The 17,295-nt window shown below is 41.0% G+C and carries 11 protein-coding genes; 7 read left to right on the top strand and 4 right to left on the bottom strand.

Annotated elements, in window-relative coordinates; all coding sequences use genetic code 11:
• Nucleotides 1–251: 251 nt before the first annotated feature.
• Nucleotides 252–1,148 (bottom strand): LysR family transcriptional regulator, encoded by an 897-nt coding sequence (locus AEQ18_RS02575; RefSeq protein ID WP_054114807.1) that lies wholly within the window; start codon nucleotides 1,146–1,148, stop codon nucleotides 252–254.
• A 166-nt stretch (nucleotides 1,149–1,314) separates the two neighbouring features.
• Here AEQ18_RS02575 and AEQ18_RS02570 point away from each other — a divergent pair, with 166 nt between their 5' ends.
• Together AEQ18_RS02570 and AEQ18_RS02565 are read left to right on the top strand one after the other, a co-directional pair.
• Nucleotides 1,315–2,937: a malolactic enzyme gene (locus AEQ18_RS02570; RefSeq protein WP_054114806.1), complete on the top strand. Its 1,623-nt coding sequence runs from the start codon at nucleotides 1,315–1,317 to the stop codon at nucleotides 2,935–2,937.
• A gap of 13 nt (nucleotides 2,938–2,950) precedes the next feature.
• Nucleotides 2,951–4,231: a 2-hydroxycarboxylate transporter family protein gene (locus AEQ18_RS02565; protein ID WP_054114805.1), complete on the top strand. Its 1,281-nt coding sequence runs from the start codon at nucleotides 2,951–2,953 to the stop codon at nucleotides 4,229–4,231.
• Between the two features lie 87 nt (nucleotides 4,232–4,318).
• On the opposite strand, the gene AEQ18_RS02560 is transcribed toward AEQ18_RS02565, so the two are convergent.
• Entirely contained in the window at nucleotides 4,319–5,137 is an 819-nt protein-coding gene (locus AEQ18_RS02560; RefSeq protein ID WP_054114804.1) for a MurR/RpiR family transcriptional regulator, read from the bottom strand.
• A 163-nt stretch (nucleotides 5,138–5,300) separates the two neighbouring features.
• On the opposite strand from AEQ18_RS02560, the gene AEQ18_RS02555 reads away from it, so the two are divergent.
• The 3 genes from AEQ18_RS02555 to AEQ18_RS02545 are packed head-to-tail and all read left to right on the top strand — an operon-like array spanning nucleotide 5,301 to nucleotide 8,002.
• Nucleotides 5,301–5,990 (top strand): N-acetylmannosamine-6-phosphate 2-epimerase, encoded by a 690-nt coding sequence (locus tag AEQ18_RS02555; protein WP_054114803.1) that lies wholly within the window; start codon nucleotides 5,301–5,303, stop codon nucleotides 5,988–5,990.
• Between the two features lie 20 nt (nucleotides 5,991–6,010).
• On the top strand, nucleotides 6,011–7,513 hold the full coding sequence (locus AEQ18_RS02550; protein WP_054114802.1) for a PTS transporter subunit EIIC: 1,503 nt from the start codon (nucleotides 6,011–6,013) through the stop codon (nucleotides 7,511–7,513).
• Nucleotides 7,514–7,525: 12 nt separating this feature from the next.
• Nucleotides 7,526–8,002: a PTS sugar transporter subunit IIA gene (locus AEQ18_RS02545; protein ID WP_054114801.1), complete on the top strand. Its 477-nt coding sequence runs from the start codon at nucleotides 7,526–7,528 to the stop codon at nucleotides 8,000–8,002.
• A 173-nt stretch (nucleotides 8,003–8,175) separates the two neighbouring features.
• Here AEQ18_RS02545 and AEQ18_RS02540 read toward each other — a convergent pair whose 3' ends face one another.
• A complete protein-coding gene (locus AEQ18_RS02540) occupies nucleotides 8,176–8,898 on the bottom strand; it encodes an SDR family oxidoreductase (RefSeq protein ID WP_054114800.1) in 723 nt (240 codons plus the stop codon).
• A gap of 148 nt (nucleotides 8,899–9,046) precedes the next feature.
• Between AEQ18_RS02540 and AEQ18_RS02535 the strand changes: the two genes are divergently transcribed.
• Together AEQ18_RS02535 and AEQ18_RS02530 are read left to right on the top strand one after the other, a co-directional pair.
• A complete protein-coding gene (locus tag AEQ18_RS02535) occupies nucleotides 9,047–9,562 on the top strand; it encodes a TetR/AcrR family transcriptional regulator (protein WP_054114799.1) in 516 nt (171 codons plus the stop codon).
• Between the two features lie 1,133 nt (nucleotides 9,563–10,695).
• Nucleotides 10,696–12,201 (top strand): helix-turn-helix domain-containing protein, encoded by a 1,506-nt coding sequence (locus AEQ18_RS02530; protein WP_054114798.1) that lies wholly within the window; start codon nucleotides 10,696–10,698, stop codon nucleotides 12,199–12,201.
• A gap of 149 nt (nucleotides 12,202–12,350) precedes the next feature.
• Here AEQ18_RS02530 and AEQ18_RS02525 read toward each other — a convergent pair whose 3' ends face one another.
• Nucleotides 12,351–17,294 carry a WxL domain-containing protein gene (locus AEQ18_RS02525; RefSeq protein ID WP_054114797.1) on the bottom strand — a complete coding sequence of 1,648 codons (4,944 nt, stop codon included), beginning with the start codon at nucleotides 17,292–17,294 and terminating at the stop codon, nucleotides 12,351–12,353.
• Between the last annotated feature and the right edge of the window lies 1 nt (nucleotide 17,295).

The following is a 17,295-nucleotide window of genomic DNA, read 5'->3' as shown; positions in this document are numbered from 1 at the left end:
TTTCCAATCATGTTGACCTATTAAATTAAACCTCACACTCTCCATGAAAATTTCATAAAGAAAACATCCGTGTCGAGCAATTACAGGCAATTTATTGTCTGCACAAAAGCCAGACCTACTATTGGCAGGTCTGGCTTTTTCTGCGCTCATTCACTCAGAATGTGTGGGTTAGATAGCCATTTACTGCGCGTCATCGACTCTTCCCTTCATTGGCACTGCGAACAGCATGACCTCCCCATCAAGACAGCCCACTAGTCCTCTTCTGTCCAAGACAATCCATCTAGGATCGCCATCAATTTCTGAACATCTTGATTTAGCACTGCACTCTTCAAATACGCATATTGGATATAAAATATTTCTTTGTCCTCAGGAACCAAAGGAATCTTGACCAGCCCATCCATCTCTTGAAACGCGGGAAAATCAGTCATCAGGGTGATGCCAATATTGGACCTTACCAGCTGACCAATTGTCTGAACATCCGAAAAATAAAATTGGACTTCAGGTTTCTTTGACGACTTCTCCGCCAGATTCTGAAAAGCTAGCCCATGTGTATAACCTTTTTCCAGAAGAATAAACGGATATGCGGCTGCTTGTTCGAAGGAAATTTCTTTTTGCGCCGCTAATTGATTATCTTTTGACGCAAAAATAAAAAATTCCTGTTGATGTAGTAACTTCACATGAAGATTTGGATGAACCAGCGGATTGACGCTGCCCAGCAGGCTAAAATCGATTTTTCCAGATAATAATTTCGAAAACAACTCATTTGATCCCCCAGAAACCAAATGAAAATTAGAAATAAAACGAATGATTTCTTTATCATCTAACAGTTTCGAAAAGACTTTAGAACGAATGATGGGTGGAAAACCAATATGGGTACGGTTGTTTTTGGCATGTTCAATGGCGCGATCCAGCGTCACAAATTCATCCAAAATATAGCGCACATGGGCCTTCAAAATTTCCCCTTCATTGGTCAATGCGATGGATCGATGAGAAGCCTCCCGGGCAATCAAATCACAGCCATAGTGTTCTTCCAAGCGTTTGACAGCATAACTGACCGTTGGTTGACTCACAGAAAATTTATGTGCCACTTGCGTAAAAGACAGCAGTTCAGCTAAAGCGCTAAAGTATTCTAAATCACGTATATTCATCCTCTGATTTCTCCTTTGATTGATTGCGCTCATTCTAACATAAAAGTTGTTTTGTTATAAATAATTTTTATTATACCACCGTGAGTTGACTATAATTCTGCGGAAGGATTAAAGTAGCTAATGGAAATGAGCGCATGACCAAAAATAGACAACACGGAGGAACATAATGAACGCACATGATATTTTAAATAACCCATTTTTAAACAAAGGAACAGCTTTTACGTTAGCAGAACGTAAAGAACTAGGTTTGATTGGTTTGCTGCCACCCCATGTTCAAACCATCGAAGAACAAGCAGAACAAGCGTATTTGCAATATGTGACCAAAGATTCTGATTTAGAAAAACGTCACTTCCTGATGGAAATCTTCAATACCAATCGGACATTGTTCTACTATTTGTTCAACCAACATATTGTTGAATTCAATCCAATCGTTTACGATCCAACAATTGCGGATACGATCGAAAATTACAGCCGCTTGTTCGTTGATCCTCAATATGCTGCATACTTAGATATCAACCATCCAGAACATATCGAAGAAACACTAAAAAATGCTGCCGGCGACCGTGACATCCGCTTGATCGTTGCTACAGATGCGGAAGGCATTCTAGGTATTGGCGACTGGGGTGTGCAAGGTGTTGATATTTCTGTCGGTAAATTAATGATTTATACAGCTGCTGCTGGTATCGACCCTGCCTCTGTTTTACCTATCGTGATCGATGCAGGAACCAACAGAAAAGAATTGTTAGACGATCATTTGTATCTTGGCAACCGTCAAGAACGTGTCTATGGTGATACCTACTATCAATTTATCGATCAATTTGTACAAACTGCAGAAGCAATGTTCCCTAAACTTTACTTGCACTGGGAAGACTTTGGCCGTTCGAATGCTGCCACGATTTTGGACAAATACAAACAAACGATCCCAACATTCAACGATGACATCCAAGGTACAGGTATCGTCGTTCTCGGCGGTATCTTCGGTGCACTAGATATTACTGGCGAAAAATTGACCGATCAAGTCTACTTATGCTATGGCGGAGGTTCAGCAGGTGCCGGTATCGCTAGCCGTGTCCATGCCGAAATGGTCAGCGAAGGACTTTCAGCAGAAGAAGCCTATACCCACTTCTTTATGGTTGACAAACAAGGTCTTTTATTCGATGATATGTCCGATCTAACACCAGCCCAAAAACCATTTGCCAAAAAACGTGCAGACTTCGCAAATGCCGGTGATATGACACAATTGGTCAATGTGATCAACGTCGCAAAACCAACGATTTTAGTCGGCACATCCACCCATGCTGGTGCCTTTACCAAAGAAGTTGTGGAAGCAATGTGCGAAAACACAGCGCGTCCAGTGATTTTCCCAATCTCTAACCCAACCAAAAAATTGGAAGCAACTGCTGAACAAGTTATTGAATGGTCTGACGGTAAAGCATTTGTTGCCACTGGTGTCCCTTCAGGAACGATCCAATACAAAGGTGTTGACTACCAAATCGGTCAAGCAAACAACGCGTTGATCTACCCAGGATTAGGTTTAGGTATGTTGGCATCAGAAGCATCACTATTAACTGATGAAATGATTGGTGCCGCTGCGCATTCATTAAGTGGTTTGGTTGATTTGAACCAACCAGGTGCACCTGTATTGCCACCATTCGAGTACGTCGCTGATGTATCGATCAGAGTAGCTGAAGCAGTAGCAAATAAAGCCAAAGAACAAGGATTGGCCCAATCAGAAGAAACAGATATGGCCAAAGCTGTTCAAAATTTGAAATGGTATCCAACATACTAGGAAGGTCTGAACAATGAAAAAATTAAAAACGATGACGATTTCGGGAATTAGTCTTCCCTTGTATCTATTTTTCATGGTGGTCATATTTGGTGCCATCGCTTTAGACAAGCTGCCATTAAATATGGTTGGTATCACCATATTGCTCGTTGCTTTGGGTCATCTACTGTATTTCATCGGTGAAAAACTACCGATCATGAATTCCTATCTTGGCGGTGGATCAGTTTTCACCTTGTTAGGTGCTACTCTTTTAGCCTCCTTCAATATCGTACCCGATAAAGTCATTGACGCTGTCAGTGACTTCATGGGCAACGGTTTTGGTTTCCTTGATTTCTATATTGCCGCTTTGATCTGCGGCTCGATCTTAGGCATGAACCGCAATTTGCTGGTCAAAGCCTCAACTAAATTTATACCAGTTGCTTTGATCACAATGGTGGTTGGCTTTTTCGCGGTCGGCTTAGTGGGGATGCTCTTAGGCAATGGATTTGCTGATTCTGTGATGTATGTCTCCTTACCCATGATGTCTGGCGGTATGGGCGCAGGAATCACACCACTGTCACAAATTTATGCCGATGGCTTAGCAAACGGCAATCAAGCTGCGATATTCTCGCAATTGGCTCCGGCTGTTACCTTCGGGAATATTCTTGCCATTATTGGTGCCTTATTTATCTCAAAAGTCTTTGCCAAAACCAAATATAACGGTCATGGTACATTGATCAATGCCACCAAAGAAGAATTAGAAAAACCAAAAATCACCCTCGATGCCCAACAAATTGGGGTTGGGATGCTGTTTTCATTCTCACTATTGGTCGTTGGTGCGATTTTAAGCAACTTTTTCCCTAAAATCCATGAATATGCCTTTATGATCGTGATTGTCTTTATTTTGAAAGCATTGAACATTGTCCCTAAAAAACTGGAAGAATCCGTGGTCATGTTCAACAATGTGATCATGACCAATTTGACCCATGCTGTATTGGCTGGGATTGGTTTGGCCTTGATTGATTTGTCCACACTGGCTTCTGCCTTTACTTGGCAATTTGTCGTACTTTGTCTGACAAGTGTCGTATCCATGGGTGCTGCTAGCTGGTTCTTCGGCTGGTTATTGGGGATGTATCCTGTTGAAACATCGATTGGTGCAGGAATGATCAACAACTCCATGGGTGGAACCGGCAATATCGCTGTGTTATCCGCTTCCGAAAGAATGGAAATGATCGCATTCGCCCAAATGGCGAACCGTTTATGCGGCGCAATCGTGCTGATTCTAGGCGGGATCTTGATTCGTTTCTTTTATGCTTGATCAATTAAGACCGATCGAGATATGAACAAAGAGGTGCTGCTATCCAATAAGGATAGCAGCACCTCTTTTGTTACGTGATCTATCACATCAATCAATGCTTTTATCAAGGATCGAGCGCAACACTTTTTCTCTTAGTTCAATGGCATTGATGTTGTTCTTTTTCTCGTAACCTTGCACGAGCAGATCACAAATATACAGTTGTGAGACCTTCCCCGCCAGTGAACCACCATTCAAAAACTCATCAATGGCTGTCTGTAAAACCAAATCTGCCGAACGGCCAATTGGCGAATGGATATAGTTGGTGACGGCAATCACCTTCGCACCATTGCTCTTGGCAATAGTGATAGAGTCAAAAGTATCTTTCGTTTTACCAGATAAAGAAAAAGCAATGACTAGGTCTTTTTCTGTTAACAATGATGCCACTTGTGCCTGAAAATGGGGGTCCGTGATTGCTTTGCCTTGAATCCCTACCCGAAGAAACATACTTTCCAGATCTTGACTTGTGTTGCCACTCGCCCCAACCCCGAAGATATAGACGTGGGCAGCTTGACCGATAGATGCAATTGCCGCATCTAAAGTATCTTCTTTCAACAATCCCACTGTCGCCCGCAGTACTTCTGTAAGATTGCTTGCGATCTCATTGTAATACTTTCCCGTTAATGGCTGCGCCTGTTTTTGCGAAAAGTCCTCTTTCGCAATTTCAATTTTTAAATCAGCAAAGCCAGAAAAACCAATTTTTTGGCAAAAACGGATAATTGTTGCATCTCCCACTTTCGTATGCGCTTTGATATCACTCATAGTATTGTAAATAATTTGTTTACCGGCACTTAAAATATAGTCGGCCACTTTTTTTTCTGATTTCGTCAATAACGGATAGTGCTCTCTAATCAGATAAACAATATGCATATAAAACTCCTTCATTCCCTTTTATTCTCACTCCATTATACTCCATTAATAAAAAATAATCTCCAAAATTATCCATTTTCAGGTTTACAAGTATGAAAGCGCGTGCTATATTTATTTCGGATATATCATCCAAAATAAATTATATATTGGAGTTTTAAGGAGTATGGACAAACATGATTTTTTAGCAACTGTTTCAAAGGGTCTAATTGTTTCTTGCCAAGCACTACCCGGTGAACCATTTTATACAGAAAAAGAAAGTCTGATGCCTTATTTTGCATTAGCAGCGCAACAGGCTGGTGCAGTTGGCATCCGTGCAAATTCGGTCAGAGATATTTTAGCGATCAAAGCGCAAGTTTCATTGCCGATGATCGGTATCATCAAACGTGATTACCTTCCTGAGAAGCCTTTTATCACAGCAACGATGCGAGAAGTCGATGAACTGGTGTCGACTGGTGTCGAAGTCATTGCGCTTGACTGCACAATGCGCAAGCGTCATGACGGTTTATCGATCAACGACTTTATCGCAGCAATCAAGGACAAATATCCTGCACAATTATTCATGGCCGACATTTCCACATTTGAAGAGGGATTAAATGCCCATCAAGCTGGGATAGACTTTGTTGGCACAACCTTGAGTGGCTATACCGAAGAAAGTCCACAGCAAAATGGACCCGATATCCGGTTGATTCAACAACTGGTACAAGCAGGGATTGACGTGATTGCTGAAGGAAAGATCCATTCCCCTCAGGAAGCAAAGCAAATCAAAGATCTTGGTGTTTCAGGCATTGTTGTTGGTGGGGCTATCACTAGACCACAAGAAATCGCAAAACGCTTTATCAATCAACTGATATAGCGAAATAGGAGGAGAAAAAAATGTTTAAGAAATTTTCAAAGTTAGGGCGCGCGTTTATGCTGCCGATTGCTATTTTACCCGTTGCAGGTTTGTTGTTAGGATTAGGCGGCGCTTTAACAAATGAGAGCGCTATTCAAGCGTATCCGTTTTTATCTCAACCATGGCTGCATACGATTTTGACGATTATGAGCGTTGCAGGCAATGCTGTGTTTGCCAACTTAGCGCTGATTTTTGCGATTGGGATTGCAGTAGGTTTGGCCAATGGGGATAAAGGAACAGCTGGTCTGGCTGGTGGTGTTGCTTATTTGGTCTATACAGCAACGATCAGTGGTTTTTTGACACTTTTTTCTGCGGAAGGTGCCACCTTGGACACCGGCGTCGTAGGGTCGATTGCCATTGGCGGAACTGTCGCTTTCTTGCACAACCGCTACCGAAAAATTGAATTGCCGCAGTTTCTAGGCTTCTTTGGCGGCTCTCGTTTCATTCCTATCATTTCAAGTCTAGCTGCCATTGTGATTGGTGCTTTCTTTTATCTGATTTGGCCCCCAATTCAAAATGGCTTGGTGATTGCTGGTGAACAAATTGCGCAAATGGGCAGTTTGGGGACTTTTTTATACGGCTTCTTACTCCGTCTAACAGGTGCAGTTGGCTTGCATCATACGATTTATCCATTATTCTGGTATACCTCTTTAGGCGGAACCGAAATGGTCGCTGGCCAAACTGTATCTGGGGCGCAAAATATTTTCTTTGCACAACTGGCTGATCCAAATCATACAGGTTTGTTCACCTATGGTACGCGCTTTTTTGCTGGCAGATTTGCTACTATGATGTTCGGTTTGCCTGCAGCATGCTACGCGATGTACCGAGCAATTCCCAAAGAGAATCGCAAGAAAAATGGTGGACTGTATTTCAGTGGTGCCTTGACTTCTTTCCTTACTGGTATCACAGAACCTATCGAGTATATGTTTTTATTTGTTGCGCCATGGTTGTATGTTATTCACGCATTTTTGGACGGACTATCATTTTATTTCGCAGATTTATTGAATATTCGTGTGGGAAATTCCTTTTCTGGCGGACTGATCGACTTTCTATTGTTCGGCGTGTTGCAAGGAAATGATCAAACCAATTGGTTGAAACTCATTCCTTTTGGTCTAGTATGGGCAGTTGTCTACTTCTTTGTCTTTACCTTCTTCATCAAGAAATTTAAGGTTGCCGTACCGGGAATGCTTGAGGATGACACTGTAAGCGCTATACATGTACCAAGCCATAATTCCACGTTGCATGAAGAAGCTCTGATCATCATTGATTCCCTAGGTCAAGAACCGAACATTCAATCTGTTGAAGCCTGTGCGACTCGCTTACGGGTAGCGGTAAAGGATGGTCAAGTCGTCAATAAAGATGCCATCAAACAATTGGGTGCAACAGCAGTCTTTGAAGTAAACGGTGGGATTCAAGCAGTATTCGGCGGCAAAGCAGATCTGCTCAGTCAAGAAATCAACCAAATTCTAGGTCATGATAATTAGGAGGTTTTTGCAGTGTCATTTTTCAAAAAGAAAAAAACAGAGAAACTCTACGCCCCTTGTACAGGAAAAGTGACACCAATTTCCGATGTCAATGATCCCGTCTTTTCACAAAAAATGCTAGGTGACGGCTTTGCCGTCATTCCAGATGATTACCTGATTTATGCACCCCTTGCTGGGAAAATCACAACGATATTTCCAACCAAACATGCCATCAATATCAAAAGCAAGACAGGCATCGATTATTTGATTCACATTGGACTAGACACCGTTGAACTAAAAGGCGAACCATTCACGATCCTCGTTGAAGAAAATCAACATGTCACAACAACAGAACCATTGGTAAAAGTAGACTTTGATAAGATCGTAGCTTGTGAGAAAGATCCAACCGTCATCGTGGCTTTCATTGAACAAGCCCAAATCAGCGAGATAACAGTACAAGACAAAACTGTGGATCATGGAGAAGTTTGCGGAGAAATCAAACGCACGTAACCAACCATTTTAAACGCCAAGTGACCGTATACCTGACATGAGGCGGCTTACGGTCACTTGGCGTTTTCCATTTTTCATACACGTTCAAAATCCATTGATTCCAGTGTCGTTGGTTTGGCGCATTTTCTATCTATTTCAATATTCACCGCTTACCACTAACACCCCAGATAGATTTACGCCATCCCACCATTCACAAACACCACTTGACCATTGATCCACTTCGCTTCGATCACATGATAAACGGCTTCCGCAATATCCTTTGGTTCGCCTAAACGCTCCATCGGGTTAGCCAAACTCAACTGATGAACCAATGCATCCGATTTCCCCTCTAAGAAAAGCGGGGTAGCGGTAGGCCCTGGTGCAATCGTATTGACCCGAATCTGTTTGCCACGCATTTCTTTGGCCAATATTGGGGTCATCGTTTCAACCGCTGCTTTCGCTGCAGCATAGGCGCCATATTCGACAAATTGCAGTCTAGTAACTGAAGTAGAAAAATTGATCAAGACCCCTGCTTCAGCCAAATGGGTCGCAGCCAATTGCGCGATGACAAACGTACCGCGAACATTGGTACGCATAACTTGATCAAATGTAGCCATATCTAGATCTGCGATTGGTGATAAACGCATGATGCCTGCTGTATTCACAATGACACTTAATTTGCCTAATTGTGCTTCAACAGACGCGATGCCTTTGGCCATCTCGACCTCATTTGCCACATCGCCTTGCATCAATGCTGTTTTGACACCCATCTCTTCAATCGTGTTGACTAACTGATTGGCTTTTTCTTGGTTGCTGCCAAAGTGAATGCCTATATCAAACCCTTTCTCAGCCAGATAAACTGCAACAGCCTCACCAATCCCGCCAGTCGCCCCTAAAATCAATGCATGTTTTGTCATCTTTAATCATCCTTCCAAAAAAGTTACAAATTTTATTTTTTGTAACCACATAGTAGCACAAACTTGTTACAAAGGACAAATTTTGTAACTTACTTGAAGTTTGCTATAATCAATTGAAAGAAGAACCAACACGTAAAGGAGTATGGAGATGAAATTATCAAAAGCGTTGATCCTTGATACTGCAGAAAATCAGATTCTCAAGAACGGCTTCCAGCAAACCACGCTGTCTGATATCGCCAAATCACTTTCAGTGTCCCATGCGGCACTTTACAAGTACTATAAAAATAAAGAAGACTTATTTGAAAATCTCGCTCTGCGTTGGTTGGAGACATCGATGTCGCCTATTTTTTCTTGGGTGCCGCAAGACCATGCCGCGAATCTTCATGATTGGCTATGGCTGATCACCAATACGAAAAAAGAGCTGCATCATTCAAATCCTAAGATGTTCAGACTGTATACCGCATACATAGAGAATAATGAACGGCTAGTCACAGCCCACGTCCAAAATTTAGCAGCCAAAGCAGAAGCAATCGATCCATCTAAGGACGGTGCTGCGGTTATCACTGCTTTCACCTATTTCCATAATCCATACTTCGCGGAACGTTGGGATAAGGAAAGTTATCAAGAAGATTTTGAGGCATTATGGGCATTATTTGCCGGATGAGACTTTTAGTACCCTTCATTTGACGCAGTTTCTTTCACTTTTCCCAGAAATAAAGAACCAGCAAGACCAAAACGGTCTGCTGGTTCTTTGTTTCTATAGGACTTCTCTATAGACCAAAATTGACATTCAAGAGCACATGCTGTGCAATGTTTATCATTTCTTTTTTTGACACTTTGCCTAACACCTCGACATTGCGTCCGCCATGGGGGCTATAATCTAATGATTTTGCAAACGATGTTCATTTTTTCATGCCTTTACTATTACAAATCATAAACCAGTTCTTTTGTCACACCACCATCTGTTTCAACAGTGACGATGAACTTCAAGTTATTCGTATACCAGCCAAAACGACTAGACAAGGTTACACCAAATTGTTGGCCAGAGGCAATTTTAAATTCAACGTATTACATTCTTATAATCAGTGGAGGATTGTGTTTTTGTAAGGTATTGATAAAATAAAATTTTTACGTAGAATAAGCTGATTCCATGGTTTGCTGGAATCCGATGAAACCAAAACAAAAGAAAACGCTACATCATTTTTTTTCGCTGCATGACATCCATAACCGACATATCTTTACCAACGATACCAATCATTTTTATAATGAATTTTCATTATTTGAATAACTTTTAAATTTCATGATGTCTTCTTCCCTTAGATAAATCATCGATTATCTAGTTCTTTGGGTAATGCCTCATAATTTAGATCGCACATGACTCACATACCGACCATATGATGTTCATTATTTCTTTCCTATTTGTAACAAGCGCACTTTTGACACAAGTACTACGAATGAATGGCCCTCAATTCCCCCAACTGCTTTTTCTCACTTGCTCATGCTTCAAATAGGAGAAATAGGAGTATACATTTCAACCCCATATCTTCAAATCAGTTTTTTCAGAGTTACGTGAAAATCGCACTTATTTATTTTCAAAAAAATTTGTTATTATATTAGAAATTGAAGTAATTTGACGCATAACATGTAATTTCCAAAAGATATTGTTACTCAACATGTAAAACTACGCGATTATTTAAAATCAATGTGTCGATATCCTCAAAAGTAGGTTTAATACATAATGAAGGGTTTAATGTTTGTTCATATTTATAATATTTGAAGTAGGAGGTATCTGATCGATTGAAAAATTTCCAGTTAAATTTTGTATCTGATAAAATGACGTTGCGCCTCATTCAAATATTAAATGAGTTAGAACATCACGCAATCTGTTCCACCCAACGATTAACAATAGTTACAAAAAATACAGCGCGAACAATCATTACAGATATCAATTATCTCAGAGACTATTTAGGCAAAGTTGCACATATTATTTCTTCAAAACAAGGGTACACATTGAACATACATAATTCCGAAGAATACATTGATAAAAAAAGCAGCATTTTAGAAGATGAACCTTTGTTTGTTATTCTTGAACGCATGTTTTTTAATGAATTGTTATCAATCTATGAATGGGCAGATTATTTTCATGTGTCTGAAAGTACGATGATCAAATATCTGAAAAGCATCACGAAAGAAGTCCAAGCATTCAATATAACGCTAGATCTAAATCCCGTGAATTTAAATGGTTCAGAAGCTGACATCCGCTACTTTTATTTTGCCTTTTACTATGAGTCAGACATTACTCCCCACACCGTTTTTCCATCCATCGCTGTCCAAGAGTCTGTTCTTCAAATCAGCAATCAATTTGCAGCAACGGAAGAAACAGCATCATCCTTCGGTTTCTTTAGCTATTTGCTCTACTTATCCATTGAAAGGATTCTTTGTGGTTTGGAGGTGACCATCCATCCAGAATTAAAGGCATTGGTCCAGCAAGATCCGGAATATGTCAACATTTTACCCGCAGTCAAAACCATTGAAGAAACTTTTCAGCTTGTTGTACCAGAAGACGAAATCGTTTTCATGTATGTATCGATCCTTTGTCGCAGAAAAATCGATTTTCCTCAGCAAGAAGAATATTTTTGCTTACGATACAATAAGTGGGGGGAAATAAAAACCCTTGCCAATGAATTTCGCACAAGCATGACTGACCATTCGCTGAATAAAAAGCAAGATCTCGTACTTTTGGAGGCATTTTTTACATCTATCAAGTTGCGTTGTTTACTATCTGAAAACAGCAATAAAAATATACAAGACACCAATGACTATGCCAAGGCTATTTTTCCCCATGCTTATCAAAAAAACAGAATATTTTTACAAAACAGCCAACAATTTAGCACCTTATTTCATCACACATTATTAGATGACATTTGCACGAGTTTGACACTTTACTCAGAAACGATCAAAGAACAGTATTGGCATACGACTTTAAATATTGCTTTCGCGATTGAAGGCAATGAATATATCAATCAATATATCACCTCTTGGGTCAAAAAATATTTTGGAAAATTGCAAAATATTCATATTCTTGGACCTAGTGAGCTATGTGAATCATTTATTAAGGATAAGCAAATCGACCTCTTAGTGACAAACTATCATGAATATCTTTCGTTGCCTTTTTTAAATTTAGAATGCTTTCTACTAAAAACAGTTCCTGATTCAACGGATTGGGCAAGACTCCTACAAAGAATAAATCCAAATATCTTGCCCAATTTCCCCCGTATCGATGCCTCCATTCTAGTGACTTAATCGCATAAAAAGTATTCATTCAGTTTTAAAGATACACTATCAGATATTTCTCTATCTGATAGTGTATTTTTATTCTTTTTCTTAAATAAACAAATATAAGGGATTTCACAAAGCATTCATGCTGAATGTCCGTGAAATCCTTTTATATATTATTCGATACAATCTGGAGGGACAGCGTTAAATGAGTAATTGATCGTTGTTGTGTATCGTGCGCCTCTTGTCTTTGACCCACTAGGTATTTCTAAAGAAATACTACTGTCTTTCGTTGTCTCATCTCCAAAACTATAGTACCATGTGCCTTTGTCGCTATTCATATTCGTACTGATCAATTGAATACTATCGCCGCCTGGCATTAATTTACCACTCGTTCGTACAATACCAAAGTTGTTTTCACTGGCTGATTGTCCTGTGCTTGAATGCACGCGGCCATTTTTCCAACTTAATTGTGCGCCAGTCAATTCGTGGTTATCCGTGTCATTCGTACTTGAAAATTGATTACATTGACTTACATATAAACTCCAGCTCGATATTTCTGATGTCGCTCTAGCATCAGTTATTTGAACAAAGTTTGCTTGTGTGGCTGTTTCCTCACCTGCTTGCGTTGAAACCGGTAAGGCACCATAAGTCATTGCTTTAGAAGTTAACGGATGTTGTCCAAAGTCCCAATTTGTTGCTCTATCGATCGTAAGTTCACCTTCAACCATCTCACCGACAATCAAGGTAGCCGCCGGTGGGAACGCAGCATCTCTAAAGTCAAGTGTTTCTACAGGGTTGATATTCCCTATATCGTTGTTGGTAATTGGCGGTGCAACAACACCTGCACGCAGCGCAGAACCATGTTGATCACGCAAGAAAACTTGGATCTCATCACCAACCGATAGGGATAGGTGATCAATCGGGATCGCAAATTGATTGTCATACCCACTCACGTCGATAGCATCGATCGCGACAGGCTGTCCATTATGGGTGATGGTAATCTCGACTTCAGGATTATCCGTTGTTCCTGTTAACACCGCAGCATTTGCTGGTATCGTTGTGCCTGCAAAGGTAGCGGGTGTTGGCGGAACGATTGGAAAGACAGTGACCTTATCCACATCAAAAATATGTTCAAAGCCATCTTGAATGGCGCCAGCCATTACCTCTAAGTCGGAGACGCGGACAACATCTCCAGCTTGCAAATAATCATCCAATTCTATTTCAAATAACCCACCACGTGCTGCTTCACCGTATATGCTGATGCCAGGACGCTCATTTGTGTGTCCCTGGGTAAATGTTTCAAACGTTTGGATCGTTTCGCCATTGCGTTCGATTTCAACAGTGACTTTGACTTCATCTTGCCATGCAGGTCTAGAATCATAGATCCCAACCGGCATGTCGACTTGCCCATGGATTTTTTTATCTGCATTTGTCGGCACTCTTAGTTCAGTCAAAATCGACCAACGGGCATTATTTGAGCTCAATCGGGCATAAGAAGCCATTCCAGATTGACCAAATGCTTCAAAATCAAATCCATCTTGTGGTTCAATCGAAGAAAGCACCGCTAAATTTGAGCCTGTGAAGGTATAATCCAAATTGCTATAAGCTAAGTGAGGATCACCATCCAAATCGGCCCCTTTCTTCCACACAGCAAAATCACTCGATTTTGCTTCTAGAATAGAGCCTGCCGCATTGCTGAATACATTTCCACCGCCAACACGATTGTTTCGGTAGTTCATGAACAATGGATTGTTAAAGTAGATTTCCGTGATCTTTCCACGGAAGATCCCAGCATTTTCAGATTCGGTTCGACCAACCGCTTCAAAGTAACCAAGATTGTTGACTTCGATACGACCATCCCCACCATCTTCCCCACTGCCTGACACTGGGCCAATCGTACCAGCAACTTTGGCTTCACTCATATCAAGCGCTGGACCATAGTCGGCATAAATTCTGACTTCCGATCCAGGATCAGTCACCGTAAATCCATTTTTCGTACCAGATGTATAGTGAATCCCTTGATTGCCGCCACCAGCGTTGCCGTCATGGGGTATACCACTACCTTCATTCACAATCAAGAAGCGTCCTCCATTGCTGACTTTGACTTGATTGTCGCTGCCCCACATGCGGATCGCAGGAGCCATTTGTCCAGATCCCCCAGGATTTCCACCGTTTTTGGTAACGGACATCACACCCCCATCTATATTGAAGCGATAGCCACCGTGGGTCGTGCCTGTATTGTTTACACCAGAGCGCATAAATCTTAACGTTGCATTGGCATTACGATCATTATAATCAGTTTCCCCTGCAAGCTCTCCTGAAGCTTCCGCTTCCAATGAAAAGTTTGCGCCACTCCGTACATTCAGTTTTCCATTTAGTCCTTGCACTACCATTGCAGAGGAGGAATTCGCTGAAAACTCGACCATTGCACCATCTGAAAGATCGACAATTGGTTCTTCTACACTGATATCCTCATCTTCTTCCCCTAACTTCACAGTAGACACACCATTTAAGATGGACGCAACATAATTACTTGAAGCCGCTAAACGCGTACCCTCGTTTTTAGCTATCATTTTCACCCGATTACCGTTTAACTGGATGGCAGTTGCAGACTGTGTCGCAACACGCACATCGCCGCCTTCAGATATTTCAAATGAAGCGTCATCGCCTTGCAACCTTATCCCTCTTTTAATTCCAGAAGTGAGTTCAATATCAACACTAGAACCTTTGGATACATTGAAGGATGTTTTATCTCCTAATATATAGATGAAGTTCCTATCAGTAGAAGTATGTTCTTTTTGTACCTCTTTTGATGTTAGATCAATCGACGTTGTGCTATCACTGCTAGGTAATGTTGCAGACAGCTTGGAATGATTTGATAGATCTACGCCACTTTTCATCCCCTCTATCAAAATATTGGGTTTGTCACTTTCTGTACTAAACACAGTCATAATACTCTCATTGTCTAAAGCAAGTCTAGCCTCTAACCCTTTTAAAGAAACGGCCTGACCTGCATGATTAGATGTTGTATGCAGCTGCCCGTTATCCAGCATTATTTTTGCATGATCACTGTTAAGATCGATGGCAAAACCACTATTCGTTTCCACATTTACTGTCGCATGCTTGATCTCGATAGTGGCATTTTCTTGAATCAATTGCATGCCTTTTCCTGACCCATTCGTAACGGTTAGATTCACTTCTGATTCATTCGTGATTTCAACAGAGGCATCTTTCTTCCTAAACAACAGCAAACCATTCGCAACGTTCGTTCCTGTCAGTGCCCCCGTCATATTGACAATAGATCCATTCATAATCTTTAAACTTGACTGCTCGCCATCAAATTGATTCATCCCGTTAGTCAAATTCCCAGTATTCGTTACGCTGAGCTGACTATTATCCACGATCATTTCGGATTCATTTGAAAGGAGTATAATTCCGGCTCCAGTATCTGAGGTCAAGTCTACATGACTATTTTCAATATGAAGAATAGGCAGACTACCGGACATTGTGATGCGATCACCTGAGGTGGATTTCACAGAGACGTTTTTGGCATCTTGAATGTGGATGTCTGATTTGCGACCCAATAGATGAATCCCTCTACCGCTATTCGTAACAATCTCTACAGTAGCATCTGTCCCAAAAAGCAAAGAATTTTCGTCTTTCCCTCCATAAATAGATGTTCCTATGCCAGATTGTGTTTTTAATATACCCCCATTCGAAACGGAAAGAGAAGAAGAATCTCCATCAAAAATGATGTTATGCCTACCTGTATTGGTCGTGACAAGTTCTCCTCCATCAATCTCAATCAATGAATGCGCACCTCTCATAGCAATATTATTTCCTAAAACGGCATTCGACGTGCTTGAACCTGAACCCTCGGCCTGAATGTCAATTTTACCGCCGTTTTGAATGGCAAGTGTTGCGTTTTGCTGCGTAAATTGAACGGCGTTTTGCTGCTCAGATCGACCGTCTAATTTCATATGCAAATGCGCACCATCTTTAACAATCATCTTTGCATTTTCTCTTGTAAACGCCAAACCCGTATGTTGAACACTTGAAAGTTCCATCTTGGCATTGTTCTCCATGATAAATTCTTTGGTTGTGATGAAAGCCCCATTCAGATCCACCGTACTCGCAAACATACTTGTACCATCTGTGATTCTCGTTGTTGCTTCCGGGATTGTCGCAATTCTAAAATTTTGAATACTAGACTGAGATTTCGCTATACCAGCTAATTGAAGCTCCCAGTTTTCAGCGGCATTTTCACTGATGATATAAGCAGCCGAATCTGTTTTGTCTAGAAAGATATTTTCGAGTCTAAGTGTCTTGTTTTCTGTTGTATTCATTAAGCGTAATTGCGCGGTTCCTAAATCTAGGGTATATTGATTCTGGCCATCAATAATCAACGGCCGCTGAATATCCAAGTTTTCAGAACTAACAATGAATTGAATATTTATATCATTTTCTAAGATGATTTTTGACACACGTTGATCAGAGAGTGCTTCCATAAAATCGTGACGGTTTCCCACTGTACTCGAACTGCCATCAAACAGTACCGCATGCCGATTCGCAAGGTCTTCACTGCCCTCAACGACTGGCGCAGCATCATTTTCTGGTACTGCCTGTAGTTGTTCGCTTGAAGAATTTGTGTCTATTGAACGAACATCGACAGTGGTTTCTCCATCGCCTACTGTGATAGGAAATGACCCTTCTGCAGCAAAAACCACAGGTAAAGCAAATCTTTTTGTGGCTTCAGCTGCAGTCAACGTCCATTGATTGGTTGCTTGATCCTTGGATGCCTTTAGATTAAATGGTAAATCTTCCTCACTCATGTGTACATGTTCTGGAAGCTCAAAGGAAACTTCATTGACTTCCACCGTACTCTGAAATGGGATCGTCGTAATCTCGTTCTTCGTGACAATGAATCGATTCTGTGCAAACGAAAAAGAAGCCGCTGCCGTATCTTCGACAGGTTGCTCTTGATTCGACATAAGATTGAAAGATAACCCATTAAAATCTATCGTTTCTGCTATTGCTATTATTGGGTTCCCTAGAGAAGAAATCGCTAACACAGTGAGCGTTGCTTTCGTGACCCTTCTCCGTACTTTATGGTTCATA

Origin of the sequence: Enterococcus sp. RIT-PI-f (genome assembly GCF_001297065.1) — a bacterium.
Taxonomy (GTDB): domain Bacteria; phylum Bacillota; class Bacilli; order Lactobacillales; family Enterococcaceae; genus Enterococcus_D.
The sequence above is the reverse complement of the archived record's forward strand: the minus strand, read 5'-3'. Positions and strand labels throughout refer to the sequence as shown.

What these genes read in the sequence shown, in the direction of transcription:
- AEQ18_RS02575 (WP_054114807.1), bottom strand. Translation starts at nt 1,148, where the DNA reads ATGAATATACGTGATTTAGAATACTTTAGCGCTTTAGCTGAACTGCTG.
- AEQ18_RS02570 (WP_054114806.1), top strand. Translation starts at nt 1,315, where the DNA reads ATGAACGCACATGATATTTTAAATAACCCATTTTTAAACAAAGGAACA.
- AEQ18_RS02565 (WP_054114805.1), top strand. Translation starts at nt 2,951, where the DNA reads ATGAAAAAATTAAAAACGATGACGATTTCGGGAATTAGTCTTCCCTTG.
- AEQ18_RS02560 (WP_054114804.1), bottom strand. Translation starts at nt 5,137, where the DNA reads ATGCATATTGTTTATCTGATTAGAGAGCACTATCCGTTATTGACGAAA.
- AEQ18_RS02555 (WP_054114803.1), top strand. Translation starts at nt 5,301, where the DNA reads ATGGACAAACATGATTTTTTAGCAACTGTTTCAAAGGGTCTAATTGTT.
- AEQ18_RS02550 (WP_054114802.1), top strand. Translation starts at nt 6,011, where the DNA reads ATGTTTAAGAAATTTTCAAAGTTAGGGCGCGCGTTTATGCTGCCGATT.
- AEQ18_RS02540 (WP_054114800.1), bottom strand. Translation starts at nt 8,898, where the DNA reads ATGACAAAACATGCATTGATTTTAGGGGCGACTGGCGGGATTGGTGAG.
- AEQ18_RS02535 (WP_054114799.1), top strand. Translation starts at nt 9,047, where the DNA reads ATGAAATTATCAAAAGCGTTGATCCTTGATACTGCAGAAAATCAGATT.
- AEQ18_RS02525 (WP_054114797.1), bottom strand. Translation starts at nt 17,294, where the DNA reads ATGAACCATAAAGTACGGAGAAGGGTCACGAAAGCAACGCTCACTGTG.